This window comes from Candidatus Tumulicola sp., assembly GCA_035601835.1.
In the GTDB taxonomy this organism is placed as follows: domain Bacteria; phylum Vulcanimicrobiota; class Vulcanimicrobiia; order Eremiobacterales; family Eremiobacteraceae; genus DATNNM01.
In genome coordinates this window covers 457,104-479,012 of record DATNNM010000011.1, presented here as the reverse complement: position 1 = coordinate 479,012, position 21,909 = coordinate 457,104, and the positions used below count along the sequence as shown (strand labels likewise).

The 21,909-nt window shown below is 64.5% G+C and carries 18 protein-coding genes; 8 read left to right on the top strand and 10 right to left on the bottom strand.

What is annotated here, in order from left to right; genetic code table 11:
* Positions 1–5: 5 nt before the first annotated feature.
* The 4 genes from VN934_07105 to VN934_07090 are packed head-to-tail and all read right to left on the bottom strand — an operon-like array spanning position 6 to position 3,763.
* Positions 6–851 carry an ABC-2 family transporter protein gene (locus VN934_07105; protein ID HXM18566.1) on the bottom strand — a complete coding sequence of 282 codons (846 nt, stop codon included), beginning with the start codon at positions 849–851 and terminating at the stop codon, positions 6–8.
* Positions 844–1,653: an ABC-2 family transporter protein gene (locus VN934_07100; protein ID HXM18565.1), complete on the bottom strand. Its 810-nt coding sequence runs from the start codon at positions 1,651–1,653 to the stop codon at positions 844–846. Before VN934_07100 ends, VN934_07105 begins: the two co-directional genes overlap by 8 nt.
* Complete coding sequence (locus VN934_07095) at positions 1,650–2,723, bottom strand: kelch repeat-containing protein (GenBank protein HXM18564.1); 1,074 nt, start codon at positions 2,721–2,723, stop codon at positions 1,650–1,652. Before VN934_07095 ends, VN934_07100 begins: the two co-directional genes overlap by 4 nt.
* On the bottom strand, positions 2,720–3,763 hold the full coding sequence (locus VN934_07090) for an ATP-binding cassette domain-containing protein (protein HXM18563.1): 1,044 nt from the start codon (positions 3,761–3,763) through the stop codon (positions 2,720–2,722). The genes VN934_07095 and VN934_07090 overlap by 4 nt, the downstream gene beginning before the upstream one ends.
* 73 nt (positions 3,764–3,836) lie before the next feature.
* Between VN934_07090 and VN934_07085 the strand changes: the two genes are divergently transcribed.
* Positions 3,837–4,235, top strand: a complete 399-nt coding sequence (locus tag VN934_07085; GenBank protein HXM18562.1) for a gamma-glutamylcyclotransferase family protein — start codon at positions 3,837–3,839, stop codon at positions 4,233–4,235.
* On the opposite strand, the gene VN934_07080 is transcribed toward VN934_07085, so the two are convergent.
* Positions 4,232–5,101, bottom strand: coding sequence for a methylated-DNA--[protein]-cysteine S-methyltransferase (locus VN934_07080; GenBank protein ID HXM18561.1), 870 nt, complete (start codon positions 5,099–5,101; stop codon positions 4,232–4,234). The two genes, VN934_07085 and VN934_07080, sit on opposite strands and share 4 nt — an antisense overlap.
* A complete protein-coding gene (locus VN934_07075) occupies positions 5,098–6,429 on the bottom strand; it encodes an NAD(P)/FAD-dependent oxidoreductase (protein HXM18560.1) in 1,332 nt (443 codons plus the stop codon). The genes VN934_07080 and VN934_07075 overlap by 4 nt, the downstream gene beginning before the upstream one ends.
* Positions 6,430–6,521: 92 nt before the next feature.
* Here VN934_07075 and VN934_07070 point away from each other — a divergent pair, with 92 nt between their 5' ends.
* Entirely contained in the window at positions 6,522–8,864 is a 2,343-nt protein-coding gene (locus tag VN934_07070; protein ID HXM18559.1) for a bifunctional YncE family protein/alkaline phosphatase family protein, read from the top strand.
* On the opposite strand, the gene VN934_07065 is transcribed toward VN934_07070, so the two are convergent.
* Together VN934_07065 and VN934_07060 are read right to left on the bottom strand one after the other, a co-directional pair.
* Positions 8,846–9,910, bottom strand: coding sequence for a cupin domain-containing protein (locus tag VN934_07065; GenBank protein HXM18558.1), 1,065 nt, complete (start codon positions 9,908–9,910; stop codon positions 8,846–8,848). The genes VN934_07070 and VN934_07065 overlap by 19 nt on opposite strands.
* A gap of 21 nt (positions 9,911–9,931) precedes the next feature.
* Positions 9,932–10,837, bottom strand: a complete 906-nt coding sequence (locus VN934_07060; GenBank protein ID HXM18557.1) for a hypothetical protein — start codon at positions 10,835–10,837, stop codon at positions 9,932–9,934.
* Positions 10,838–11,004: 167 nt separating this feature from the next.
* Between VN934_07060 and VN934_07055 the strand changes: the two genes are divergently transcribed.
* From VN934_07055 to VN934_07045, 3 genes are all read left to right on the top strand, one after another.
* Positions 11,005–14,511 carry an SNF2-related protein gene (locus VN934_07055; protein ID HXM18556.1) on the top strand — a complete coding sequence of 1,169 codons (3,507 nt, stop codon included), beginning with the start codon at positions 11,005–11,007 and terminating at the stop codon, positions 14,509–14,511.
* 30 nt (positions 14,512–14,541) lie between these two features.
* Positions 14,542–15,891 (top strand): aminotransferase class I/II-fold pyridoxal phosphate-dependent enzyme, encoded by a 1,350-nt coding sequence (locus VN934_07050; protein HXM18555.1) that lies wholly within the window; start codon positions 14,542–14,544, stop codon positions 15,889–15,891.
* A 91-nt stretch (positions 15,892–15,982) separates the two neighbouring features.
* Positions 15,983–16,141, top strand: coding sequence for a hypothetical protein (locus VN934_07045; protein HXM18554.1), 159 nt, complete (start codon positions 15,983–15,985; stop codon positions 16,139–16,141).
* Between the two features lie 243 nt (positions 16,142–16,384).
* Here the strand turns inward: VN934_07045 and VN934_07040 are convergent, their stop codons facing one another.
* Positions 16,385–17,527, bottom strand: a complete 1,143-nt coding sequence (locus tag VN934_07040) for a citrate/2-methylcitrate synthase (protein HXM18553.1) — start codon at positions 17,525–17,527, stop codon at positions 16,385–16,387.
* Between the two features lie 122 nt (positions 17,528–17,649).
* Here VN934_07040 and VN934_07035 point away from each other — a divergent pair, with 122 nt between their 5' ends.
* Positions 17,650–18,834 (top strand): glycosyltransferase, encoded by a 1,185-nt coding sequence (locus tag VN934_07035; protein ID HXM18552.1) that lies wholly within the window; start codon positions 17,650–17,652, stop codon positions 18,832–18,834.
* Between the two features lie 23 nt (positions 18,835–18,857).
* On the opposite strand, the gene VN934_07030 is transcribed toward VN934_07035, so the two are convergent.
* Complete coding sequence (locus VN934_07030) at positions 18,858–19,802, bottom strand: ROK family protein (GenBank protein HXM18551.1); 945 nt, start codon at positions 19,800–19,802, stop codon at positions 18,858–18,860.
* 36 nt (positions 19,803–19,838) lie between these two features.
* Here VN934_07030 and VN934_07025 point away from each other — a divergent pair, with 36 nt between their 5' ends.
* Both VN934_07025 and VN934_07020 read left to right on the top strand, forming a co-directional pair.
* The gene (locus tag VN934_07025; protein HXM18550.1) at positions 19,839–20,315 is read left to right on the top strand and encodes a hypothetical protein; all 477 of its coding nucleotides are present in this window, start codon (positions 19,839–19,841) and stop codon (positions 20,313–20,315) included.
* A 10-nt stretch (positions 20,316–20,325) separates the two neighbouring features.
* Positions 20,326–21,903: an MFS transporter gene (locus VN934_07020; protein ID HXM18549.1), complete on the top strand. Its 1,578-nt coding sequence runs from the start codon at positions 20,326–20,328 to the stop codon at positions 21,901–21,903.
* Positions 21,904–21,909 lie beyond the last annotated feature (6 nt).

Genomic DNA, 21,909 nt, shown 5'->3' with positions numbered 1-21,909 from the left:
GTCTGTCACGATCCCGTGCTTTGATAGCGGTTCAACCCGCGCTTCCAAAACCAATACGCTGCCCCGAACCACACCGCGCCGACCACCGGCGTGAGCCACCCGAGCGCGGGGTTGACGGCGTAGTCGCCGTCCATCGTCTTGTGCAGCAGCGTGGTGGCTGGGAAATAATTCATGAAGGCGAACGGGAACACGTAGGCCAGCACGATCTGGACCGCGCGATTGTAGATGGAGATCGGATAGCGCGTGAAGTCGTTCTCGAGCGACATCACGACCCAGCGCAGCGTATCCAGCCGGATCACCCAAAACGAGAGCGTCGCGACCGCGAGCTGGATCGCGAAGTCGATCAGCGCCCCGCCCGCCATCGCGCCGAACAGCAGCGCAACGGCGGCCCACGACCACTGCAGGTGCACGAGCCCCTGCACGACCGCGAAGAACACGATCGCGATGAGGATCTCGTCCGGCCATATCTGCCCCGGCTGCGAGATGACTTGGAACAGCGGGTTGAGCGGCCGCACCATGTAGCGGTCGAATCTGCCTTCCTGGATATCCCACGGCACATTGCCGACGGTGAAGAATAGCGTGTTGTTCACCGTGTGCGCGAGCATGAACAATGCATAGAGGAAGATGACCTCCTGCCAGTGCCAGCCGTTCATGACCGGAAAGCGCTGCATCATGACCCAGATCGTCACCACCGCCGTGCCGTGCAACACTAAGCTGAAGGCGAGCCAGATGAAGAAATTCAGCCGGTACTCCAGCAGCGTGAGAAAATTCAGCCGCCAGAATTCGGCATACGCCCGCCAGTAATCCGCAAACAGATTGCGCTGCGCCAGTTCCTCGCCGGCGCTAGCCACCTTGGATCACCACGCGGCGCTCGCCCACGTGCCACAGCAGCATCGCGAACACGCCGAACACCACGGCCCACATGGCTTGCATGGCGAGCGTGGACCAGATCTGCGCGCCGGCATACTGACCTATGTAGATCGAGATCGGCGCGCTGTAAATCGCCGCGAAAGGCGACGCTTCTGCGATCGCGGCCGAACCGCCGGGGAAGAACTGCAACGGCACGACCGCGCCCGCCAGCAGCGATGTGATGAACTGGACCATCAGCTGGATGCCGAATATCTCCATGGTCCAGAAGGTGATGGTCGCCATCATCAAGTCGAGGAAATAGTTGACCACGAAGCCGAGGCCGACGCTGAGCACGAAGGCGAACGCCGCCCCCACTGAGGCCGGCGCCTCCAGATGCGTGTGGTTGAGGCCCAGCAGCAGCATGGCGAGCAGCAGCGCGGGGACGATCTGCACGATCGCAAAGCCGGTCTGCCCGGCCGTGTCCGCGAAGATGTACAGCGGCACGCTGATCGGGCGCATGAGATCGATGGCGATGCCGCCCTCGCGGATCTTCTCGCGGATCACATACGCGCCGTTCACGCCGAAGATCAAGCCCAACAGCAGCGCCAGCGTGGCGTACGTGATCGTGTCCTGCAGCGAGAAGCCCGCCTGCGTGCCGTGACCCTTGTACAGCGCGGTCCACAGCACGAAGTACAAGTAGACCCGCAGCGCGATCGAGCCGATGTGCGTGAAAACTTCGGTGCGATACGTCGCCTCTCGCGAAAACGCCCGTTTTGCGAACTCGACATACGCGGCCGCCCTCACTTGCGCGCGCGGCCCCTGAACTTGACCTTGACGACTGGACTGACGAAGCGCAGGACCCCGTCGATCGGCGCAGTGCCGACATAGGACGTGCCGCCGATGACCCAAACGGTCTGGCCGACCGTGACCACCGCCATGCCGTGCCGCGGGAAAGGCAGCCACGGGCCGTTCATCCAGCCGTAGCCGTTGTCTTCGGATATCTCGGAGGTCTGGGTGCAGCTATCGCGCAGCAGATCCTCGCCGCCGATCGCCACCATGCGGTTGTTCACGACCGCGAGGCCGAAGCCGCTGCGCGCCTCGTGCAAGTGCGAGCAGGCGCTCCAGCGATCGCGCACCGGATCGAACAGCTCGCATGCGCTCAGGTTGATCTCATCCCGGTTGCGCCCGCCGACCAGGGCGATGCGGTTGCCGATGACGGCGCTGGCCGAAGCGATGCGTTCGATACCGAGCTCGTACGGTTTGCTGCGCCACTCGCTCGTCTGCGGATCGAAGATCATCAAGCTCTGCTCATCGTTGCCGTGCGAGGACTGCCCGCCGATGAGGTAGAGCTTGCCGTCGAACGCCTGCATGGTGGCGCCGTAGCGCGGATACGGCATGGAGGGCATCTCGACCCATTGATCGTCGATCGGATCGTAGCGCCAGAACTTGTTGCTCACCAAGTTCTCGATGCGCCCACCCGCCACGTAGAGGTAGCCGTCTAGCCCGGCCGCGGCGGCATGATCCACCGGCTCCGGGATATTGGCGGCGTAGGTCCACTCGCCGACATGCGGAACGATCGGACCGCCTCGGTCTTGAGTATCGAATTCCGTGGCGACGGCCGGCTCGAAGACCAGCGTCGAACTCATCTGACGATCGTGCGGCCCGAAGCCGCCAACCAAGTAGATCCGATCCGCGATGACGGCCGCTGCGGCGTCCTGACGCGCCGACGGCAGGCTCGGTCCCTTGAGCCACACGCCTTTGTTGAGGTCGACGCGATACTCGGCCGGTTGCTCCTGTTCGTCTGAGGCGCCGGAGGCGGGTAACGCGAGCGCTGACAGCAGGACCGCGAGCGCGTACGCGATGTTCTTGGTCATGTCGGAGCCTCTGCGCCCTGAAGCGTTGCGGTGCCGGCTTCGGCGGCGAGACCGTCCAAACCGTGCTGATAGATGCCCCGGATGATCGTTTCGAGCGCAGGCTCGGCGATGGTCACGTCCTTGAGCTCGTACGATTGCGCGAGCGCCGAAATGAGCTGATCCGCGCGCACCGCGTCGCGGTTGAACTCCATTACGATGCGCGGGCCGTTGCGTTCAACGATATGCGCTCCCGGAATGTGCAGTTCGAAGTCCGAACAATCTTCGCACGCAAGGTCTGCCGTCAGCGTGCGGTTGCGGCCGTAGCGATTCTTGATCGCATCGACGCCGCCATCGTACAACTTGCGGCCGTGATCGATGAGGATGATGCGGGCGCACAGCTTTTCGATGTCCGCCAGATCGTGGGTCGTGAGGATGAACGTCGTGCCGCGTTCCCGGTTGACGCGCGCGATGAACGTGCGAATGTTCTCCTTCGCCACCACGTCGAGACCGATGGTCGGCTCGTCCAAAAAGACGACGCTCGGATCGTGCAGCATCGAGGCCGCGAAGTCGCCGCGCATGCGCTGACCGAGGCTGAGTTGGCGCACGGGCGTGCGCATGAACTCATCAAGCCCGAGCAAGTCGGTGAAATCCTTGATGTTCTTCTTGTAGGTGCTGCTGGGGATGCCGTAAATCGCCCGCAGCAGTTCAAACGATTCGATGAGCGGAAGATCCCAGTACAGTTGCGTGCGCTGGCCGAAGACGACGCCGATCTGGCGGCCGTTGCCCTGGCGGTCCAGCCAGGGCACGATACCGTTGACGGTGCAATTGCCGGAGGTCGGCACGAGGATGCCGGTGAGCATCTTGATGGTGGTGGACTTCCCAGCGCCGTTCGGACCGATGTAACCGACCAGCTCGCCGGCCTGCATGTCGAACGAGACTTCGCGCACCGCATCTTTGACTTCGTAGTCGCGCGAGAACAGGGTGGAGAGCGCGCCCAGTACGCCCTCCTTGCGCTTGAGGGTGCGGAACTGTTTGGTGAGCCGTTCGGCACGGATGATCATGCAGTTGTGATGGTTTGAGAGGAAGGCGGGCGCGTGAGAGTTCTCATCCTTTTGGCGAGCGGGGGCGGCTTCCTTGGCGCCGACTGAAAGCGCGCTGAATACCATCTTCGTGTACGGCGCGCTGATGAACGGCTGCGAGCTGCATCAGCATATGCGGGGCGCGGAGTTTTTGGGGCGCGCGTCGGTCGCGGGCCTGCTCTATTCGACAGGCCGTTATCCTGGACTAAAGGACGGGTCGGGTGTCGTGCGCGGCGAATTGTTCCGGTTTTCGGACATCGCGGTCGCGCTCGAGGTGCTGGATGAAGTCGAAGGTTACGACCCGCTCGATCCCTCGGCAAGCGAGTACGTACGTGGCATAAGAAGCGTGCGCCTCGAAGAGGGCCCAACGCAGCCGGCGTGGGTGTACCTGTACAATCGCGAGGCCGAGGATGGCCAGCGAATCGCGTCCGGGAGATGGGTCAGCAGGAGCTAAAGCTCCTGCTCCACACGCTCGTGTTCGGTCGCCAGGATTTTCGCTTTGCGAGCCGGGCCCCAGCGGTAGCCGCCGGTGTTGCCGTCGCCGCGCACCGCGCGATGGCACGGGATGACGATCGCGACCGGATTCGCGCCGCACGCTTGGCCGACAGCGCGTGCCGCGCTCGGCTCGCCGACGGCCGCGGCGATCTGTCCGTAGGTGCGCGTCTCGCCGTATGGGATCTTGCGCAATTGTTCCCACACGCGCCGGCGAAATGCCGTGGCTTGAATGTCGATCGGCAGCTCTAGGTGCGGCTGCCGGCCGCGCAGATGCGCCACGATCGCGCGGACGTACTCGGTGAGATAGGCGCCGCCGCGGCGGATGTCCGCGGCCGGATATTCGTCGCGCAGCGAGCGCTCGAGAACGCCGTCGGACGAGCCGAGGCTCACGGCGCTCACGCCTTTATGCGTGCCCGCGACGAGCAGGCGGCCGAGCGGGCAGTCCACGACCGTGTAGGCGATCTCCATTCCGGCTCCGCCTTTCCGATACGATGCCGGCGTCATGCCGAGGTGATCCCCTGCGCGCTCGTACACGGCCCGGCTCGAACCGAACCCGGCGTCGTAAAGCGCCCGCGTGACCGGCTTGCCGTTTTGCAGATTCGCTTTGAGGCGGCCGAAGCGGCCGGCTTGCGCATATTGGCGTGGTGTCACGCCAGCGACTTTCCGAAACGCGCGATGGAGCCGGTGCGGGCTGACGCGAAGCTTTTCGGCGAGGCGCTGCAGGGTCGGCTGCTCCTCGCCGTCATCGATGAGACGGCAGGCGCGGTCCACGATCCGGACTTCTGAGCTCGCGCGGCCTGAAGTCCGCGCACCATGCTGAATCATGTCCCTATTCTACGCGATTGGCCGCTATGGTTTCTATCCGTATCTTGCATGGGCAGATTCACCTTCACCGTGTCGCGTGAGAAGACCAAGTCCAGGGTCCAGTCCAGGGCCACCCGGATCTTGCGCTCGAGCGTCGGTATGCGGAATAGATAGTAAGTCCTCCACAGCCACCACGCGGGGAATCCGGAAAGTTTGAAGCCGCCGATCATCGCGACGGCCTTGTGCTCGCCGAGGTGCGCCATCTGCCCGACCATCGTGAACGCGAACGGGTGCAGCGGTTTGCCGTCAAGATACCTCATCATGTTGCTGCCCGCATGAATCCCTTCGCGAAGGGCGTGCTGCGCGGTGGGCGGATACGGCTTGCCGCCGTCCGGCGGGCGCACCTCCGCGCAGTCACCGATCGCCCAAAGCCCGGGGTAGCCAGGAACCGCCAGGTCGGCGTCCACGCTCACGCGTCCGCGAGGACCCGCGCACGGCAGTTTTGCGACGAGGCTGTTCGCGGTCACGCCGCCTGCCCACACAAACGTCAGGGTGTCGATCCGCGTGCCGTCTTCGAGATCCACTCCGCCCGCATCCGCCGAGCGCACCTTGACGCCGAGCTTGAACTCCATGCCGCGTTTTCGCAGCGTTGTCTCGGCGAATTCTGCAAGCGCTTCGCTCAATTCGGGCAGAATGCGATTTTGCACATCGACCAGCACCGTGCGGATGTCGGCGGCCTTGAAGTTCCGGTACTGCACGGCGACGTTGCGCATGAAGACGTCGAGCTCCGCCGCCGTCTCGACACCGGCGAAGCCGGCGCCGGCGACCACAAACGTCAGCAGCCGTTTGCGAAGTTGCGCGTCATCTTCCATCTCCGCCTGTTCCAACATGTCGAGCGCGCGGTTGCGCAACAACACCGCGTCGGCGAGCGAGCGAATGGTGAGCGCGTGTTCCGCCACGCCCGGCAGCCCGAAGAAGTTCGTCTCGCCGCCCAGCGCCAGCAGCAGTTGGTCGTATTCGATCTCATGCCGGTGGCCGCTTGCGTGGGTCACCGAGACGCGCCGGGACGCGAGGTCGATGGCCTCGACCTCAGCTTCCCAACAGCGGGCGCGCGGGCAGATGCGCCGCAGCGTAGCGACGACGTGATTGGTGTCGACGCTGCTCGTCGCAGCTTGCGGCAACATCGGGGTGAATAGGAAGAAATTGTCGCGGCTTATGATGGTGATGTCCACTTCCGGACGCCGCTTGCACAGCTTCTGCAACCTCATGGCGGCGTAGACGCCGCCGAAACCGCCGCCGAGGATGACGATGCGGTGTTGTTTTGCGACCGGCCGAGCGGACGTTTTCATAATGGCTTGGTTGGGCACTTCTCACGGCAGGCAACTCACCCTGCTCGGCAAAACAGTAAGTGCCGAACACCCCCGCCAAAGATAGGTGGGCGATGACTGTCCGCACGCAGTGCCTCAACGCCTCTCGCTATGCCGCCGGCCTTGCGGCCGCTATCGCGCTGTTCTCTGCGAGCGCGCCGCCGCGCGCGGCCGACGTCACGGTGCTGCCTAACGGCTGGCGCGTCACTCCGGCCGGCTCGCTATCCCCACTTGGCACCCTTCCGCTTCACATGGCGCAGGACGCCACGGGTCGATGGCTCGCGATCACCAACGCAGGCTTTTCCAAACAGTCGGTGGTCGTCGTCGATGAGGGCAACGGGCGCGTCACCGATTCTCGGCCGATCGAGCGCACGTTCTTCGGCGTTGCTTTTTCTCCCGACGGTCGTGCCCTCTACGTCTCCAGCGGCGGCGACGGAGGAGTGCTGCGCTACCCGTTCGACCCGGGCTCCGGCAAGCTGAGCGATCCGGCGGTCTGGCCTGTCGGCGTGGGCAAGCTATTCGCCGGCGGCATCGCGGTGTCGTCGAACGGCAAATCGCTTTACACCGCGGTGGAAGGCGCGGACCTGTTGGTCGGCGTGGACACGAGCACCGGCACCAACTTCCTGGCCGCCAAGGTCGGCGTCCACCCGCTGGACGTCGCCCTTTCGCAAAACGGCGCGCGCGTTTACGTCTCTAACTGGGGCGGGGAGAGCGTCAGCGTGGTCGATATCGCCAAAGGCGCGACCACGGCCACCATCCCCGTCAGCCCCCATCCGAACGCATTGCTGCTCAGCGTCGACGGCCGCACGCTCTACGCCGCGTGCGCCGACGACAACTCCGTGGCGCTGATCGACACCCAGACCAATCGCGTGCGCAGCACGATCGATGCCGCGCTCTATCCCTTTTCGCCCGCCGGCGCCGCGCCAAACGGACTCTCGCAGTCACTGGACGGCCGCACGCTCTACGTCGCCGACGCCGGCGCGAATGCGGTCGTCGCGATCGACGTTTCCTCAGCCGCGCCGCGCGTCTTCGGCGCCGTGCCCGCGGGCTGGTATCCGACCGATGTCGAGCTCAGCCACGACGGCCGGCGCTTGTACATCCTAGACGGCATGGGCGTGTCGGGCCACGCCAACCCGCAAAACGCGCACAACGATCTCACGTCGACGTCCACTGGCCACTCCACCACCGATCCGAACTACATCGGGGTGCTGTCCACGGGCGCGCTGCAGACGGTCGCGGTGCCGGATCGCGCAGCCCTGATCTCGGGTCTGGCGAGCGCGCGCGCGAACGCGCTCTACCGGCCTGACGCGACGACGACCCGGGCTGGCTTGCCACCCATCAAACACGTCATCTATGTGATTCGCGAAAACCGCACCTATGATGAAGTCCTCGGCGATGATTCGCGCGGCAACGGGGACGCCAACCTTGCGGCCTTCGGTCGGCGCGTGACGCCGAACATCCATCGCTTGGCCGCGGATTTCGCGCTGCTCGACAATTTTTATGTCGAGGGCCAAGTCAGCGCCGACGGGCATCAGTGGAGTGACGCGGCCTACGTCTCCGACTACGTGGCAAAGCTTTGGCCATCGGCGTACTCGCATCGCGGCTGGGACTTCTCGCTCGCGCCGGCAGAAATGCCCTCTTCCGGTTTCATTTGGGAAGACGCGGCGCGACACGGGCAGAGCGTGCGCGTCTACGGCGAATTCACCGCTTTCGATTCGCCGCCTGGAGCGGCGCGGGCGGGCGTGCCTTCGCTCGAGGGCATTCTCGATACGCATTATCGAGGCTTCGACACCGCCTACTCGGACCAGGATCGCATCCACGAATGGCTGCGCGAATTTCATGGCTACGAGGCCACCGAGAGCTTGCCCGCGTTGGAAGTCGTTTCGCTGCCGAACGACCACACCGCAGCGCTGAAGCCCGGTTACCACACCCCGAACGCGATGGTGGCGGACAACGACTATGCGCTGGCGCGCATGATCGAGGCGCTGAGCAATAGCGCCTACTGGCGCGATACCGTCGTTTTCAGCGTCGAGGACGACGCGCAAGACGGCCCGGACCACGTCAGCGATCAGCGCTCCGTCGCGCTCGTGGCCGGCGCCTACGTGCGGCGCGGCATCGTCGACCATACGCAGTACACGTCGTCCAGCGTGTTGCGCACGGTCGAGCTGCTCCTAGGCTTGCCCCCGATGACCCAATTCGACGCCGCCGCCACACCGATGACGGCCCTGTTCGCCGCTACTCCGGATATGCGACCCTGGGCAGCAGTCGCGCCCTCGATCAATCTCAATGGCGTCAACCCGACTGGGGCGGCGGCGAGCGCGTCCATGAGGTTGGACTTGAGCCGGCCCGATGCGAATGATCCGGCTGAGTTCCGCAAAGCGCTGAACGCGCGGCTAAATCACTCGCCGTCCAAATAGTCCAGCGCCGGTTCGGAACGGACGATGAGACCGCCGAGCCCGTCGAGCATGAGCTTCTTGGAATCCGGGTACCAGCAAACTTCGTCGGGGTGATGGTCGGAGACCATCAGAACGGTGCACGGCTTGTCGCTTTTGTTGATGAGTTGGTGCGTGCCGGACTCGCCGGTGGGAAAGGCGATGAAATCGCCGCGCCGGCAGACGAACTCGCCGCGCGTCATTCGGATCGTCGGCTCGCCATCCCACACCATGAACATCTCCTCTTCGAGCATGTGGCCGTGCATCGGGCAAAAACGTGAGCCCGACGGAATGGTGCAGATCCAATAACCGAGGTTGCGCGCCCCGATCAGGAAGCCGATCTCGCGCGCCGTGGCGGCGTACTTGCCGTCCATGTCGTTGTCGGGAACACCCTCGAGCTCGTCGATGTTGATGCGGTTCACGAAGACATCGCTTCTGCTCTGCAGGTACTCGCCGATGACGCGATCTGCGTCGCCATAGATGTTGGCGCCGTCCCCGACAAGCAGCGTCTTGAGCCGCAGCGCCCACAGCTTGCGCAGCGAGAGCACGGCCGCTTTCGGATCGAGCAGCTTGTCGTCGCGCAAGAGACGGACGGAACCGGCCGGGTCTCCCCACAGCGCATCGCCGACGATGGCCGTGCGCTTGTAGTTGAAGTGCAGCGCGATCTCGCCCGGCGATTTCAAGCCGTCAAGCGCGATGACCGCGACGCCGGGGACCACTTCGTCGCCGTGCTTGAGCGTCCGATCGACCGGACCGGATAGCAGCGGTGCATCTTTTTCGCTCGCGGCGATCTTCGCGCCGAAGGAGCGAGCCAATTCGCGCGTGCGGCGCTCGTGGTCGCGGTTGGTCACCACGATCCACGCGACCCCGCCCATCTCGAGCATCTCCGCTTCGTCTTCAGGCAGCCACGCCAGCGGATCCACGACGAGATTGCCGTCGGCGTGCTTGTAGAAGTACGAATTGAAGTGCACGTTGCGGTCGGTTTGCCAGACCGACCACACGTACAGCCCTTCGATCGCGAGTTTTTGCACCGCTAGCCGGCTAGAACCGGATTACGGCGCCTGGGTCGGTTGGACTTGCGTGTAGCCCGCGGGAACATCGAGGAACGCCCGATCGTAGAGCAGAGTCTGGTAGGACGTTATCTCGTCATGCGTGGAGAAACCGAAGTGACCGCCTACCCCCATCGACGTATCTTCCTTCAGGACGAAGCGATTGCCCGGGTGGCTCTTTGAGTGCGCCTCGCTTTGGAAAGAAAAGCAAGGAGATGCCTGCTGCGGCCCTGCAGGCGCCACCGCCGTCTGCGGCGTCCGCATCTTCGGGGCGTTCGGGCAATTCATCGAGGGCAGCTCGTTCTTGACGTACCACTCGTCGCTGCGGAAAGCAAGATCGCCGGAACCTTTGCAATCGCCGGTACCCGCGAACTTCAACGTCACGGTGTCGACGACGTGGTGTGCCGTCATTCCCGCGATCACTTGCGTCTGATCGTCGGGCTGCTCGTTGAAGTCGACGGTGACCGTTCCTTTGCCCTGGATCGGCGAGCCTTGAGGCTGCGGCGGCGGCATGGTCGCCGTCTTGAGTTTTTGCGCCATCGCGTTGTACTGGGCGTCCATATAGGCCTGCGCCTCGGCGAAGGTCTTCACCCAATACGTCTTGGCCTTGGTGTCGAGGTGCACCACCTGCTTGAGGTCGCACTGTATGATGTAGCTCGTGCCGTCGTTATTATCGGTACGCGTCCTTCCCGGCCCGATGGTTGTGGTCACGCGGGTTTCGGTGTTCGCTCCCTTCATGAACATCTTGAGGACGCCCATGCCGGGCAGGTTGACCTTCGTCATCTGCGTGTACTGGACCATCGTGGCCGGCGACGCCGAACTGCTCGAGAACAGCGGCAGCGCGGTCACGAGAACCGCGACGAAGCCGGCGATGAGGAAAATGGGCAACGCACGTTGTCGGCGCTCCATAGCGACTCTCCTTCAATTGAAAGCGTAATGCCGCTCCTCGCACTGCTCGGAGCGAGGGCTGAATTTCTGTTAAATCAAGTGCCCGTCCTAGGCGGGAGCCCGAAACCGCTTGGCGAACTTTGACAAGTATGGCTGTCCGCGCACCGTCCAAGTCCGTGCAACCTGTGATGCTTCGTTTTGAGGAGGGGGTTGCACCGGAGCGTGGCGGGCCGCCGCTCGGACAGTGGCAAGCAAGCATCCCCTCCCAACCCGCTATCGACGGCACGTTTCCCAAGCCGATCATCGCGCAAGGGCTGGCTGCTTTTCAGCGCGGCAAAGTTCGATCGATCAACGTGCGGCGCGTCGATCTGGTCGCGACGGTCGCCGACACTGAGACCCACACCACCACGCTGACGCGCGACACCTCGCGTCCGCCGCTCGGGCTGCGCTGCAACTGCACCTGCCGCTATGGCTACGACTGCAAGCATGCCGTCGCGGCGCTGTACACGCTCATCGAATTGTCCACGCGCCAGGCCGAAGAGGCTGCGCATGCTCAGAGCGACGGCAAGACGGAAGGCAACGGCCTGGCGACCCACGCGCCTCCGGGCAACGGGAAAAATGGCTCGCCGGCGATCGCCGAACCGCGTGCGCAGAGCGCGGTGCCGGCGGTGCAAGGCCTGCTGGATCTGCTCACCCCGCACCACGAATCGGTCGTGCCGCGAAGGCGCTTGTGGGTGGTCGTAGGCTTTGACGATCGCTTGGGCATCTTCTACGCCCGTCTGTGCCTTGATGCGCCGAAACTCCATGGCGTCGCGCGCACGCACGCGGATCTCCAACAGCTCTATCGCACGACGCGCCAAGCGAATCTCACCGGCGATGAGTGGGACCGCCACGACGCGGCCTTGCTCTCCGATGCCTCGCTCGGCTCTATGTTCGGCACGCCTGCAGATTATGCGCTGGCGCGCGCGACCAGCGAGCAGACCAAAGCGTTGACCAACAACTTCGCGCAGCTGCTGCTGCGCCTCATCGCGCATCCGCGCGTGCGCTACGAAGATCAACTCGGCGAGCACCCGGAGTCGATGCCGACGGTGAAGATCGTGCTTTCACCGCTGCGCTTGCAGCTTTTCGGGCAGCGTTCCGCGGCCGGCGATCTAGAACTCGCCGGTCGTTTCATCCGCCCGGACGGATCCGTCGCCGAAGCATCCTCGGTACGGCCGATCGATGGAACGCCGGCGTGGCTGTTCGACGGCACGACATTCTATTTGCACGACGGCTCGTGCAGCTTGCGCATCGTGGAACGACTCAAGACGCCTGGCGCGCTGCGCCTTTCGCCGGCCGATGTTCCGCAGTTCCTCGAGCGCGCGCATAATCTGCTCGATCCCGCGACCGCCTCCTCGCTCATGGTCATGCCGGCCGACATGCGCTTGCAAACACTGCTGGGCCTGCGCTGGCAGGGAGACGGCATCACCATCGAGGCGTCGATCGAAGACGCTATTTCCGGCGCGAATTGGAAAGTGACACCGCAAGAGTTCAGCCCGCTGCAGCGCGTCGACGACGGCAAGAAGGGCTCGACGCCGCGCTATGCCTATTGCGATCCCTCCCTTGCGCACGCACTGCGGGCTCGCATCGAGAGCCCCGGCTGCAGACCGGCCGCCGAAGTGCGTGAAGCTCTTGCCGCGCAACATCCCGGCGAGAACATCCCGCAGTACGAAGACACCGCGTGGCGCATCGAGCCGACGGACGCCGCGTATCAATTCGGCACCGACACGCTCGCGACGTGGCGCGGGGACTATCAGCTCGACATGGACGACACCGTCAAGTCGTTGGTGGAGGGCCCCAAAGCGCTGCAAGTCGCGGTTTCCGTGGACAGCGGTGAAGAAAAAGCCAAAGCCGCGGCCAAGCCGATGATCCGCGGCGCCGGCGGCATGTTCGGTCCGATAGATTGGCTTGAGATCTCGGTCGAGTTGATGCTGGACGGTCAGCCGCTCTCGCCCGACGACGTGAAGGCTCTCTGGCAGAGCACCGGCCGCTACTACCGCCTCGCCGACGGCAAGTTCATCGACCTATCGTCATTCGCGCTGCTGCGCGAGGCTACCGGCGGATTCGGCGGCGGGCTCGAGCGGGGCGGCAAGGCGCGCTTGACCGCGGCGCAGATGTTGTCCGTGTATGACGACCTCGCCAAAGCGTGCGGTGACGCTCACATGCCCGAACCGTTGCGCGAGTTGCGCGAAGCCGTGCGCGGTTTCTCGGGCATCCAAGAGGTCGATCCACCGAAACACTTGGTGAAGATCCTGCGCCCCTACCAGCGGCGCGGTTTGGATTTTCTTGCGTATCTCGCGCAGTACGCGTTCGGCGGCATCCTCGCCGATGACATGGGGCTCGGCAAGACGTTGCAGGTGCTCACCTACTTGGAGCGCGAGCGCCAGCGCAGGCGCAGCGCGCCGAACCTCATCGTTTGCCCGACCTCCGTGACCCACACCTGGGTGAGCGAAGCTGCCCGCTTCACACCGGAGATGAAAGTCGTGCTGCTGTCCGCCGGCGCGGGCCGCGATGCCGTCTACCAAGACGTGGACAAGTACGATATGCTCGTCACCTCGTACGCGCTGGCGCGACGCGACGCCGAAACGCTTTCCAAGATCAACTTCCGCACCGTCGTGCTCGACGAAGCGCAACAGATCAAAAATCCGCAGGCCAAGATATCGCAAGTCATCAAGTCGCTCGAATCGGAGCAGCGCTTGGCGCTCACCGGCACGCCGATCGAGAACTCGGTGCTCGACCTCTGGTCGATCATGGATTTCGTCATGCCTGGGCTGCTCGGGAACGAGAGCCATTTCCGCACCGCGTTCGAGACGCCGATCATGCGCGACGGTGACGCCGAAAAGCAGCAGCGTTTGGCCAAACGCGTGCAGCCGTTCATGATCCGCCGGCTGAAGACGCAAGTCGCCGCCGACCTGCCGTCGCGCACCGAGCAGACGATCGAATGCGAGATGACCCCGTCGCAGCGCAAGGCGTACCGCGAGGTCGTGCTGCGCGCGCGGCGCGAGATCTTGCGCGAAGTGGACGAGCACGGCATCGGGCGAGCACAATTGTCCATCCTAGCGGCGCTCACGAAGTTGCGCCAGATCTGCAATCATCCCGGCTTGGTCGGCGAGCACTGGCTCGAAGACGAGGACGCCTCAGGCAAGTTCTCGGCGTTCTTGGAGCTGGTCGAATCAATCGTGGAATCCGGACACCGCGTGCTGGTCTTCTCATCGTTCACCGAGATGCTGGGCATCATCCGCGAGTCCTTCGATCAGCGCGGCCGCGGCTATGCCTACCTTGACGGCTCGACGAAGAACCGCAGCAAAGTGCTCGATGATTTCCGCCGCGAGGATGGGCCGCCCGTTTTTCTCATGAGCCTCAAAGCCGGCGGCGTCGGCTTGACGGTCACCGAGGCCGATTACGTGATCCTTTACGATCCGTGGTGGAACCCGGCCATCGAGCGTCAGGCCATCGACCGCACGCACCGCATCGGGCAGACCAAACCGGTGACTGCGTATCGCCTCGTCACTCTGGGCTCGGTCGAAGAGAAGATCCAAGCATTGCAAGGCCGCAAGCAGGCGCTGGCCGATTCGGTCGTCGCCACCGATGCCGCGTTCGCCAAGAGCCTCACTCGGGAAGACCTCGACGACTTGTTCGCCCCCGTCGGGGATTGAACCACGACTGAAGCCGAATTCCGCGCGCTCTTGAATCGCGCGATGGACGGCATCGCCGCGTGGGAACAGCGCTGGCGCCCGTTCGAGCGCGATCAGAGTCTGGCGCTCGATGTCGATCTTGCGGCGCGCGCGATCGACGAACTCGTCGAGCGGCTGCATGACAACTACCCGTTCTTCCATCCGGATTACGCCGGTCAGATGCTCAAACCGCCGCATCCGGTAGCGCTGGCGGCGTATCTTGCCGCCGCGCGCATCAATCCTAACAACCACGCGCTGGACGGCGGGCCTGCAACCGCCGCGTTGGAGCGCGAGGTCGTGGCGCAGATCGCTGCCATGTTCGGCTATCATGAGCACCTAGGCCATCTCACGAGTTCCGGCACGATCGCGAACCTCGAGGCGCTGTGGGTCGCTTCGCGTCTCGCGCCGGGAAAAGTCATCGCGTTTTCCGCCGAAGCGCACTACACGCATGCGCGCATGTGCGCGCTGCTCGGCGTCGAAACGAGCGTCATTCCGGTCGATGCGCGCGGGCGCCTCGACGTCGCTGCACTCCTTGACTCGCCTGACGTCGCTCGCATCGGCGCGGTCGTGGTGACCGCCGGCACGACTGCGACCGGCGCCGTCGATCCGATTCACGAAATCGTGCCCGTGGCTCGCGAGCGCAGTTGGCGCGTGCATTGCGATGCGGCCTATGGCGGCTTTTTCTCGCTGCTCGCCTCCGAGCCGGAGGCGCGCATGGACCCCGCGCCTTGGCGCGCGATCGCGTCGTGCGATTCGGTCGTGGTGGATCCGCACAAGCATGGGTTGCAGCCCTACGGGTGCGGTTGCGTGATCTTTCGCGATCCGGCCGTCGGCGCGCTGTACAAGCACGACTCGCCCTACACGTACTTCTCTTCCAACGAGTTGCACCTCGGTGAGATCTCCCTCGAGTGCTCGCGCGCCGGAGCTGCCGCCGCGGCGCTGTGGGTGACGCTGCGCTGTCTGCCGTTGCTTCCAAGCGAGGGTCTCGGCGCGGTGCTCCTCAGGTGCCGGCGCGCCGCGCTGGGCGCGACTTCTGCGGCGCGCAAAGGCCTGGCTCTGGTCCCGGTCGTGGAACCGGAACTCGATATCGTGACGCTGGCCCCCGGACCGTTAGCCGGAGTCAAAGCCTCTGTAGTCTCGCAGCGTTCCGAGCAGCTCTTCGAACGCGCGGCGTCAGATCCGCAAGAGCCGGTCTACCTCGCCAAGTGGCGGGTGCCCAAGACATTCGGCCGGCTCGCGATGCCCGGCCTTATATGGGACGGCGAAGATTGTACGGTTCTGCGCAGCGTGCTGATGAAGCCCGAGCACGAGCAAAGCGCAGCGGCGGTCATCGCAAGGCTCGAGCGGCTTTCGTCGCTGTGACGGTGGTCACACACACCCCGCGAGCGGTCACAGTGGAGTGCGTAACATGTCATATCATTAGAAAGCCTTTTTCGTGGAGGAGCCGGGCTAGATGAATCACTGCACCTTTTGTCATTGCGACGCCGCGGCGTCGAAGTTCTACGTGACCATAGCGGAAGACGTTCCGCAGTACCACATCTGCTCGGCTTGCTACCTCGTGGCGATCCGCCACGGCTTCACGGTCGTTTTCCGCGAGGCCGCCATCGCGTAACCAAAAATACCACCGAACGACCTCGCGCATAAGAAAAAGCGCGCTCCCCGGTTGGGAGCGCGCTTTCGGGTTTTATTGGGTATCAAGAAAGCATGATCCGCCGTCCGGCAAATACCGGCTGTATTCGAGAAAGATCGACCCGAAGACAGGCAGGCGCAGGAACTTAGGCACCTTTGGTTCGCGAGCGGCGGCCCAAAAACACGAGCGCGCCGTCCAATTCTTCAAGCGCTCGCGCGGATTGTCCTAAGTCCGTTTGTCGATCGGCACCCACGGCAGCCCCATCAGCCCGCTGTATTCCACTTGCGGCCTGATCAGGCGGTTGTCTTTCATCTGCTCGAGCACGTGCGCGGTCCAGCCAGCCATGCGGCTGCATGCGAACATGCACGTGAAGCTGTCGGGCTCGATGCCGAGCGCGTACAGCGTCGGCGCGGTGTAGAACTCGACGTTCGCGTAAAGACGGCGGCCAGGTTTCTTCTCGTCCAGCACTTTGACCGCGACGTCTTCGAGCCGGCGCGCCACCGCATACCATTGCGGTTGGCCGGTCTCTTGCCCTAGATCGCGCGCCATCTTCTCCAGCGGCTCGGCGCGCGGGTCGCGAACTTTATATTCGCGGTGACCGATGCCCATGACGCGGCCGCCTTTGTCCACGACGTCGCGGACGTACTTCTCGGCTCGGTCCGGCTCACGGATGTCGAGGATCATCTTCATGACTTTGCCGGGCGCGCCGCCGTGCAAGTCGCCTTGCAACGTGGCGATGGCTGTCGTCGCCGCGGCGTACATGTCGGCCCAGGTGCTGACGGTGACGCGCGCTGCGAAGGTCGAGGCGTTGAAGCCGTGATCCGCGAGCAATACGAAATACATGTCAAGCGCGCGCGCGGCGTGCTCGTTCGGCGCTTCTCCATTTTTCATGTAAAGGAAGTTCGCGGCGTGTCCTAGATCGGCGCGTGGAGCGATCGGTTCGAGCCCGCGGCGCAGGCGATCGAATGCGGCCACCGCAGTCGCGGCGGCGGCGGTGAGGCGCATCGCGGTCGCGACGTCAGAGACATGCGTGCCATCGGGCCGGACGGGAACATGCAGCGACAGACTCGACACGGCCGTTCGCAGGACATCCATGGGCCACGCGTCGTGCGGAACGCCGTGCAGCATCGCGAGCACCGCGTCGGGTAACTCGCGATGCGCGGCCATGTCGCGCCGCACTTCGTCTAGTTCTTTCCGGCTTGGCAACCGCCCGTGCCACAGCAAGAACGCCACCTCTTCGAACGACGCGTTGGCGGCGAGGTCGGCGATGTCGAAGCCGCGGTAGGTGAGGCGGCCCTCTTGGCCGGCCACGCGGCTGATCGCGGTTGACCCGACGACCACGCCCTCGAGGCCTGGATCGACCTTCACGCTGTTCTTAACCGTGGTGCGTTCCTTTCTCGCGCTGCGACTGGCGCCCGCTCCATTCGTGCGCAGCAGGGCCCGGCCCTAGGCGTTGCACCCGCATCCGGGCACAGGCCCCGCCGACGCGAATGCGTAAACGCATTGGCGTGCACCGGACGCTAGCAAAGCCGGCTGTCGACGTGCGCACGGCTTTGTTCCTCTTCTCCGATACCGGCGGAGGGCACCGCACCGCAGCGCAGGCGATCGCCGCGGCGCTGAGCCGCATGAGCCCCGCTGACAGTCTGCGAGCCGAAATGGTGGACGTGTTCGCGGCGTGCGGCGTGTTCCCGCTGCGCGAGGGCATCAAGTCCTACGGCACGCTTTTGAAGGTGCGGCCAAGCCCCTATTCCGCGCTATATCACCTGTCCAATGGCCGCACGCGCACCCGCATCATGACCGAATTCGCCAAGCCGTTCATGCGCGGTAAGTTCCGCCGGCTGCTGGCGCGCATGGCGCCGAGCATGCTGGTGTCGGTGCACCCTCTGCTCAACGGGATCACGCGCGAAAGCATCGACAGCATGCGCATGCAGGTGCCGTTCGTCACCGTGATCACCGATCTCGTGACGATCCATCACAGTTGGACCGCTGATGCCCCGGCGGATCACTACATCGTGGCATCGCCGGAAGCAAAGCGCGTCTGTCTGGCGCGCGACATTCCCGAGTCGCGCGTTCACGATCTCGGCCTGCCGATTCGCGAAGGCTTTCACCCAGTCGCCGATTCGGCCGAGGCAAAGCGCGCGCTTGGCCTCGACGTGACCCGCAAGACATTGCTGATGATGGCCGGGGGCGAGGGCGGCGGACGGCTCTTCGCGATCCTGCGGCACATCGCACCGCGCGTGCGCGCTTTAGGCTTGCAGCTCGTCGCGATCGCCGGCCGCAATCTCTCGCTGCAGCGTCGGCTCCAGAAGATGGCTGCCAAATTCGGCCCCGATACGCGCGTCGTCGGCTTTGTCGACAACGTCGCCGAGTACATGCGTGCTTCGGACGCGCTGCTGACCAAGGCTGGACCCGGCGCGATATGCGAGGCAGCCGCGTGCGGCTTGCCGATCATCGTGTGCGATTACATCTCAGGCCAGGAGGCCGGCAATCTCGCCTATGTCGAGTCGCGCGAAGCGGGCATCGTCGCGCTCGAGCCTGAGGCGGTGGACGACTGTATCCGGCGGCTGTTCGGCGCTGACGGATCGCTGCTGAAACGATTGCGCGAGGGAGCCCTTGCCAGCGCGCGGCCGCGCGCCGCCGACGACATCGCCCGCTTCCTGCTGAGACTTATGTAAATGGAAATGTACTATTCTCTTTTTCATGGGAGGCCGTGCATCGCCAGCATGGCGGAGCCCACGATGCCGGCGTCGTTGCCGAGTTTCGCTCGGACGATCGTGGTCTGACCCTTCGGCACCATCGTCGTGAGTTCGTCGACCATTTTCGTCAGCGGAATCGCCAGCAGCGCGTCGTCGGTCTGTCCAACGCCGCCGCCCAGCGCGATCACCTCGGGGTTCGTAAAAGCGACGATGTTCGCGACGCCGATCGAAAGATCGACTAAGAAACGGTTCCACGCGGCAAGCCCGTGCTCGTCGCCTGCGGCCGCCGCCCGCGAGACCATCTTCGATCCCCACTGCTCCTTGGGCGTCATGAACAGCACGCTGTAGGGGAATGACGGCGCAACCGCCATGGCGTGGCGCAGCAGGCCCTGGCCTGACGCTTGCGCTTCGAAGCAACCGATCTTGCCGCAGTTGCACACGAACCCGGTATCGGGCCGGATCGTGTGGTGGCCGACCTCGCCGGCGCCCATCAGGTTGCCCAACATGAGTTTTCCGCCGCACACGAATCCGCCGCCGAGCCCCGTGCCGATCGTGATCAACGCAAACTCTTTGGTGCCTTTGCCGGTGCCGTGCAGATATTCGCCGATCGTCGCGCAGCGCGCGTCGTTGAGGATGCGCACCGAACGGCCTAATCTTTTCTCGAGCTTGCGGCGGAACGGGACGTCGGACCAGCCGAAGTTCGGCGAGAAGCGCACGACGCCGGTTTTGTCGTCGATGTTGCCCGGCGCGCCGATGCCGATGCCGACGATTCTCTTGCCGAGACCCTCGATGGCCTTTTCTACGACTTTAGCGATTTCGCTCACGACGTACTTGACGTCGTGCGACGCCAGCTCGCGTTTGTGGCGGCTTTTGATCTTGCCTCGCTCGTTGACGGCTGCCGCCGCCACGTGCGAGCCTCCGAGATCGATGCCGATGGCCCATTTCACGATGAGAAACCCCTTCCCAAACCGAACCGCCGCCTCATGCTCGCAGCGCGGATCGCAGCCGCCTTCGGCTCAACGATGATTCTCTTTGCTCCGGCGATAGCGGCCACTACCACGGCCGCACGCGCTATTCCGCCGCGCAAGGCGGACTTGTTCATCCACGTGGTGCGCAACGCTGGGATCTGCCCCAAGACGGTAGGGCTTTGGACGTGGTTCAAATCCTACGAAGGCGGCGGCGATAATTTCGTAGTCGCGGACACCCTTGCGATTGCCGGTGCGGCCAGGCGTACGAAGGCGACGAAGACGCGCGTGGAGTTCACGGCGCCGCTGCACCGGGACTACGCGACGTGCGTCGGCGCCGGGCTCGACAAGGACTCGACCTACAGTTTCGCGTTCGCCGGCGGGAACGTGCGTTTCCGCGTCGAGCTGAAGCCGACGACCGAACATCCGGCGATCTTCGTCGACTCGGGCCTCGTGAAATCCCGGCCGTTCGTGGAGTGGGCGATCGGCGACTGAAGAGCGTGACGTGTCAAGCTTGATCGGCAGCGTTCAGCAGCCTTGCGATAAAGGCGTCATCGCCGCGCGCTCGGCGAGCGCGCCCTGCTCTGCCGCGTCCGCGCCGTGGATCCTAGCCGCTACCATCATCGGTTCGGCGCTCGTCTTCATCGACAGCTCCGTCGCCAATCTGGTGCTGCCCGCGTTGCAAGCCGAGTTGGGCGCCACCCTCGTGGACGTGCAGTGGGTCGTGGAATCGTATGCGCTCGTGCTCGGGTCGCTCATGCTCGTCGGCGGATCGCTCGGCGACCGCCTGGGACGCCGGCGCGTTTTTATCAGCGGGCTTCTGTTGTTCGCCGCCGGCTCGATATGGTGCGGGCTCGCCCCCAATGTCGGGCAGCTCATCGCGGCGCGCTGCGTTCAAGGCGTGGGCGGCGTGCTGCTCACGCCGACAAGTCTGGCGATCCTCAGCGCATCCTTTGACGACCAAGAGCGCGGACGCGCGATCGGCACGTGGTCGGGAAGCACGGCGATTTTCGCGGCGATCGGACCGCTGCTGGGCGGATACCTCATCCAACATGCGTCCTGGCGCTGGGTGTTCTTCATCAACGTGCCGCTCGTGGCTGCTGCGGTGTGGATCGCGTTCGTGCACTTGCTGGAATCCAGGGATACGACGACCCCCAAGCCGCTCGACATTCCAGGCGCTTTGCTGGCCACGCTCGGTTTGGGCGCGATCGTCTTCGGCCTGATCCAATCGACCGCGCTCACGCTTGCCCACCCCCTCGTGCTGGGCTGCATCGCGGGCGGGTTGGCGATTCTGGCTGCGTTTCTTATCGTCGAGCGGCGCAGCCCCGCGCCGATGGTCCCGCTTGGGCTCTTCCGCTCGCGGACCTTCACCGGCGTCAACGTGTTGACGCTGCTGCTCTACGGCGCGCTCGGCGGGGCGCTGTTCTTCTTGCCCTTCGATCTCATGCAGGTGCAGGGTTATTCGCCCTTTGCGGCCGGCGCTTCGCTGCTGCCTTTCATCATCCTGATGTTTCTGCTCTCGCGCTGGGCCGGCGGTCTCATCCCGCGCGTCGGCGTGAAGTTGCCGCTCGTCGTCGGGCCGGCGGTCGCTGGATTGGGACTGGCGCTGTTCGCCCTGCCGGACATCGGCGGGTCGTACTGGACGACGTACTTCCCGGCGGTGATGGTATTGGGCATTGGTATGGCGACCGCTGTGGCGCCGCTGACCACGACGGTGATGACCGCCGCCGGCGAAGAGAACGCGGGCATCGCGTCCGGCATCAATAATGCGATCTCGCGCGTCGCGTCGCTCTTGGCGGTCGCGGCCCTGAGCTTGGTCCTGTGGACCGTGTACAATCACGCTCTCGATGGCCGGCTCGCGCCCATCGCGATGACGCCGGACGTGCGCGCGGCGTTCGACGCCGAGCGCATAAAGATGGTAGCCGCAAAGCCGCCGCCATCGGTTTCGCCGCTTGCAGCTCGAGAGATGGAAAACGCGACGCGGGAGGCGTATGTGGCAGGCTTCCGTCTGGTCATGATCGTCGGCGCGTTGCTGGCGTTCGGCGGAGCGTTGTCCGCCGCTTTGCTGATCCCCAAACGTTGAAGCGAA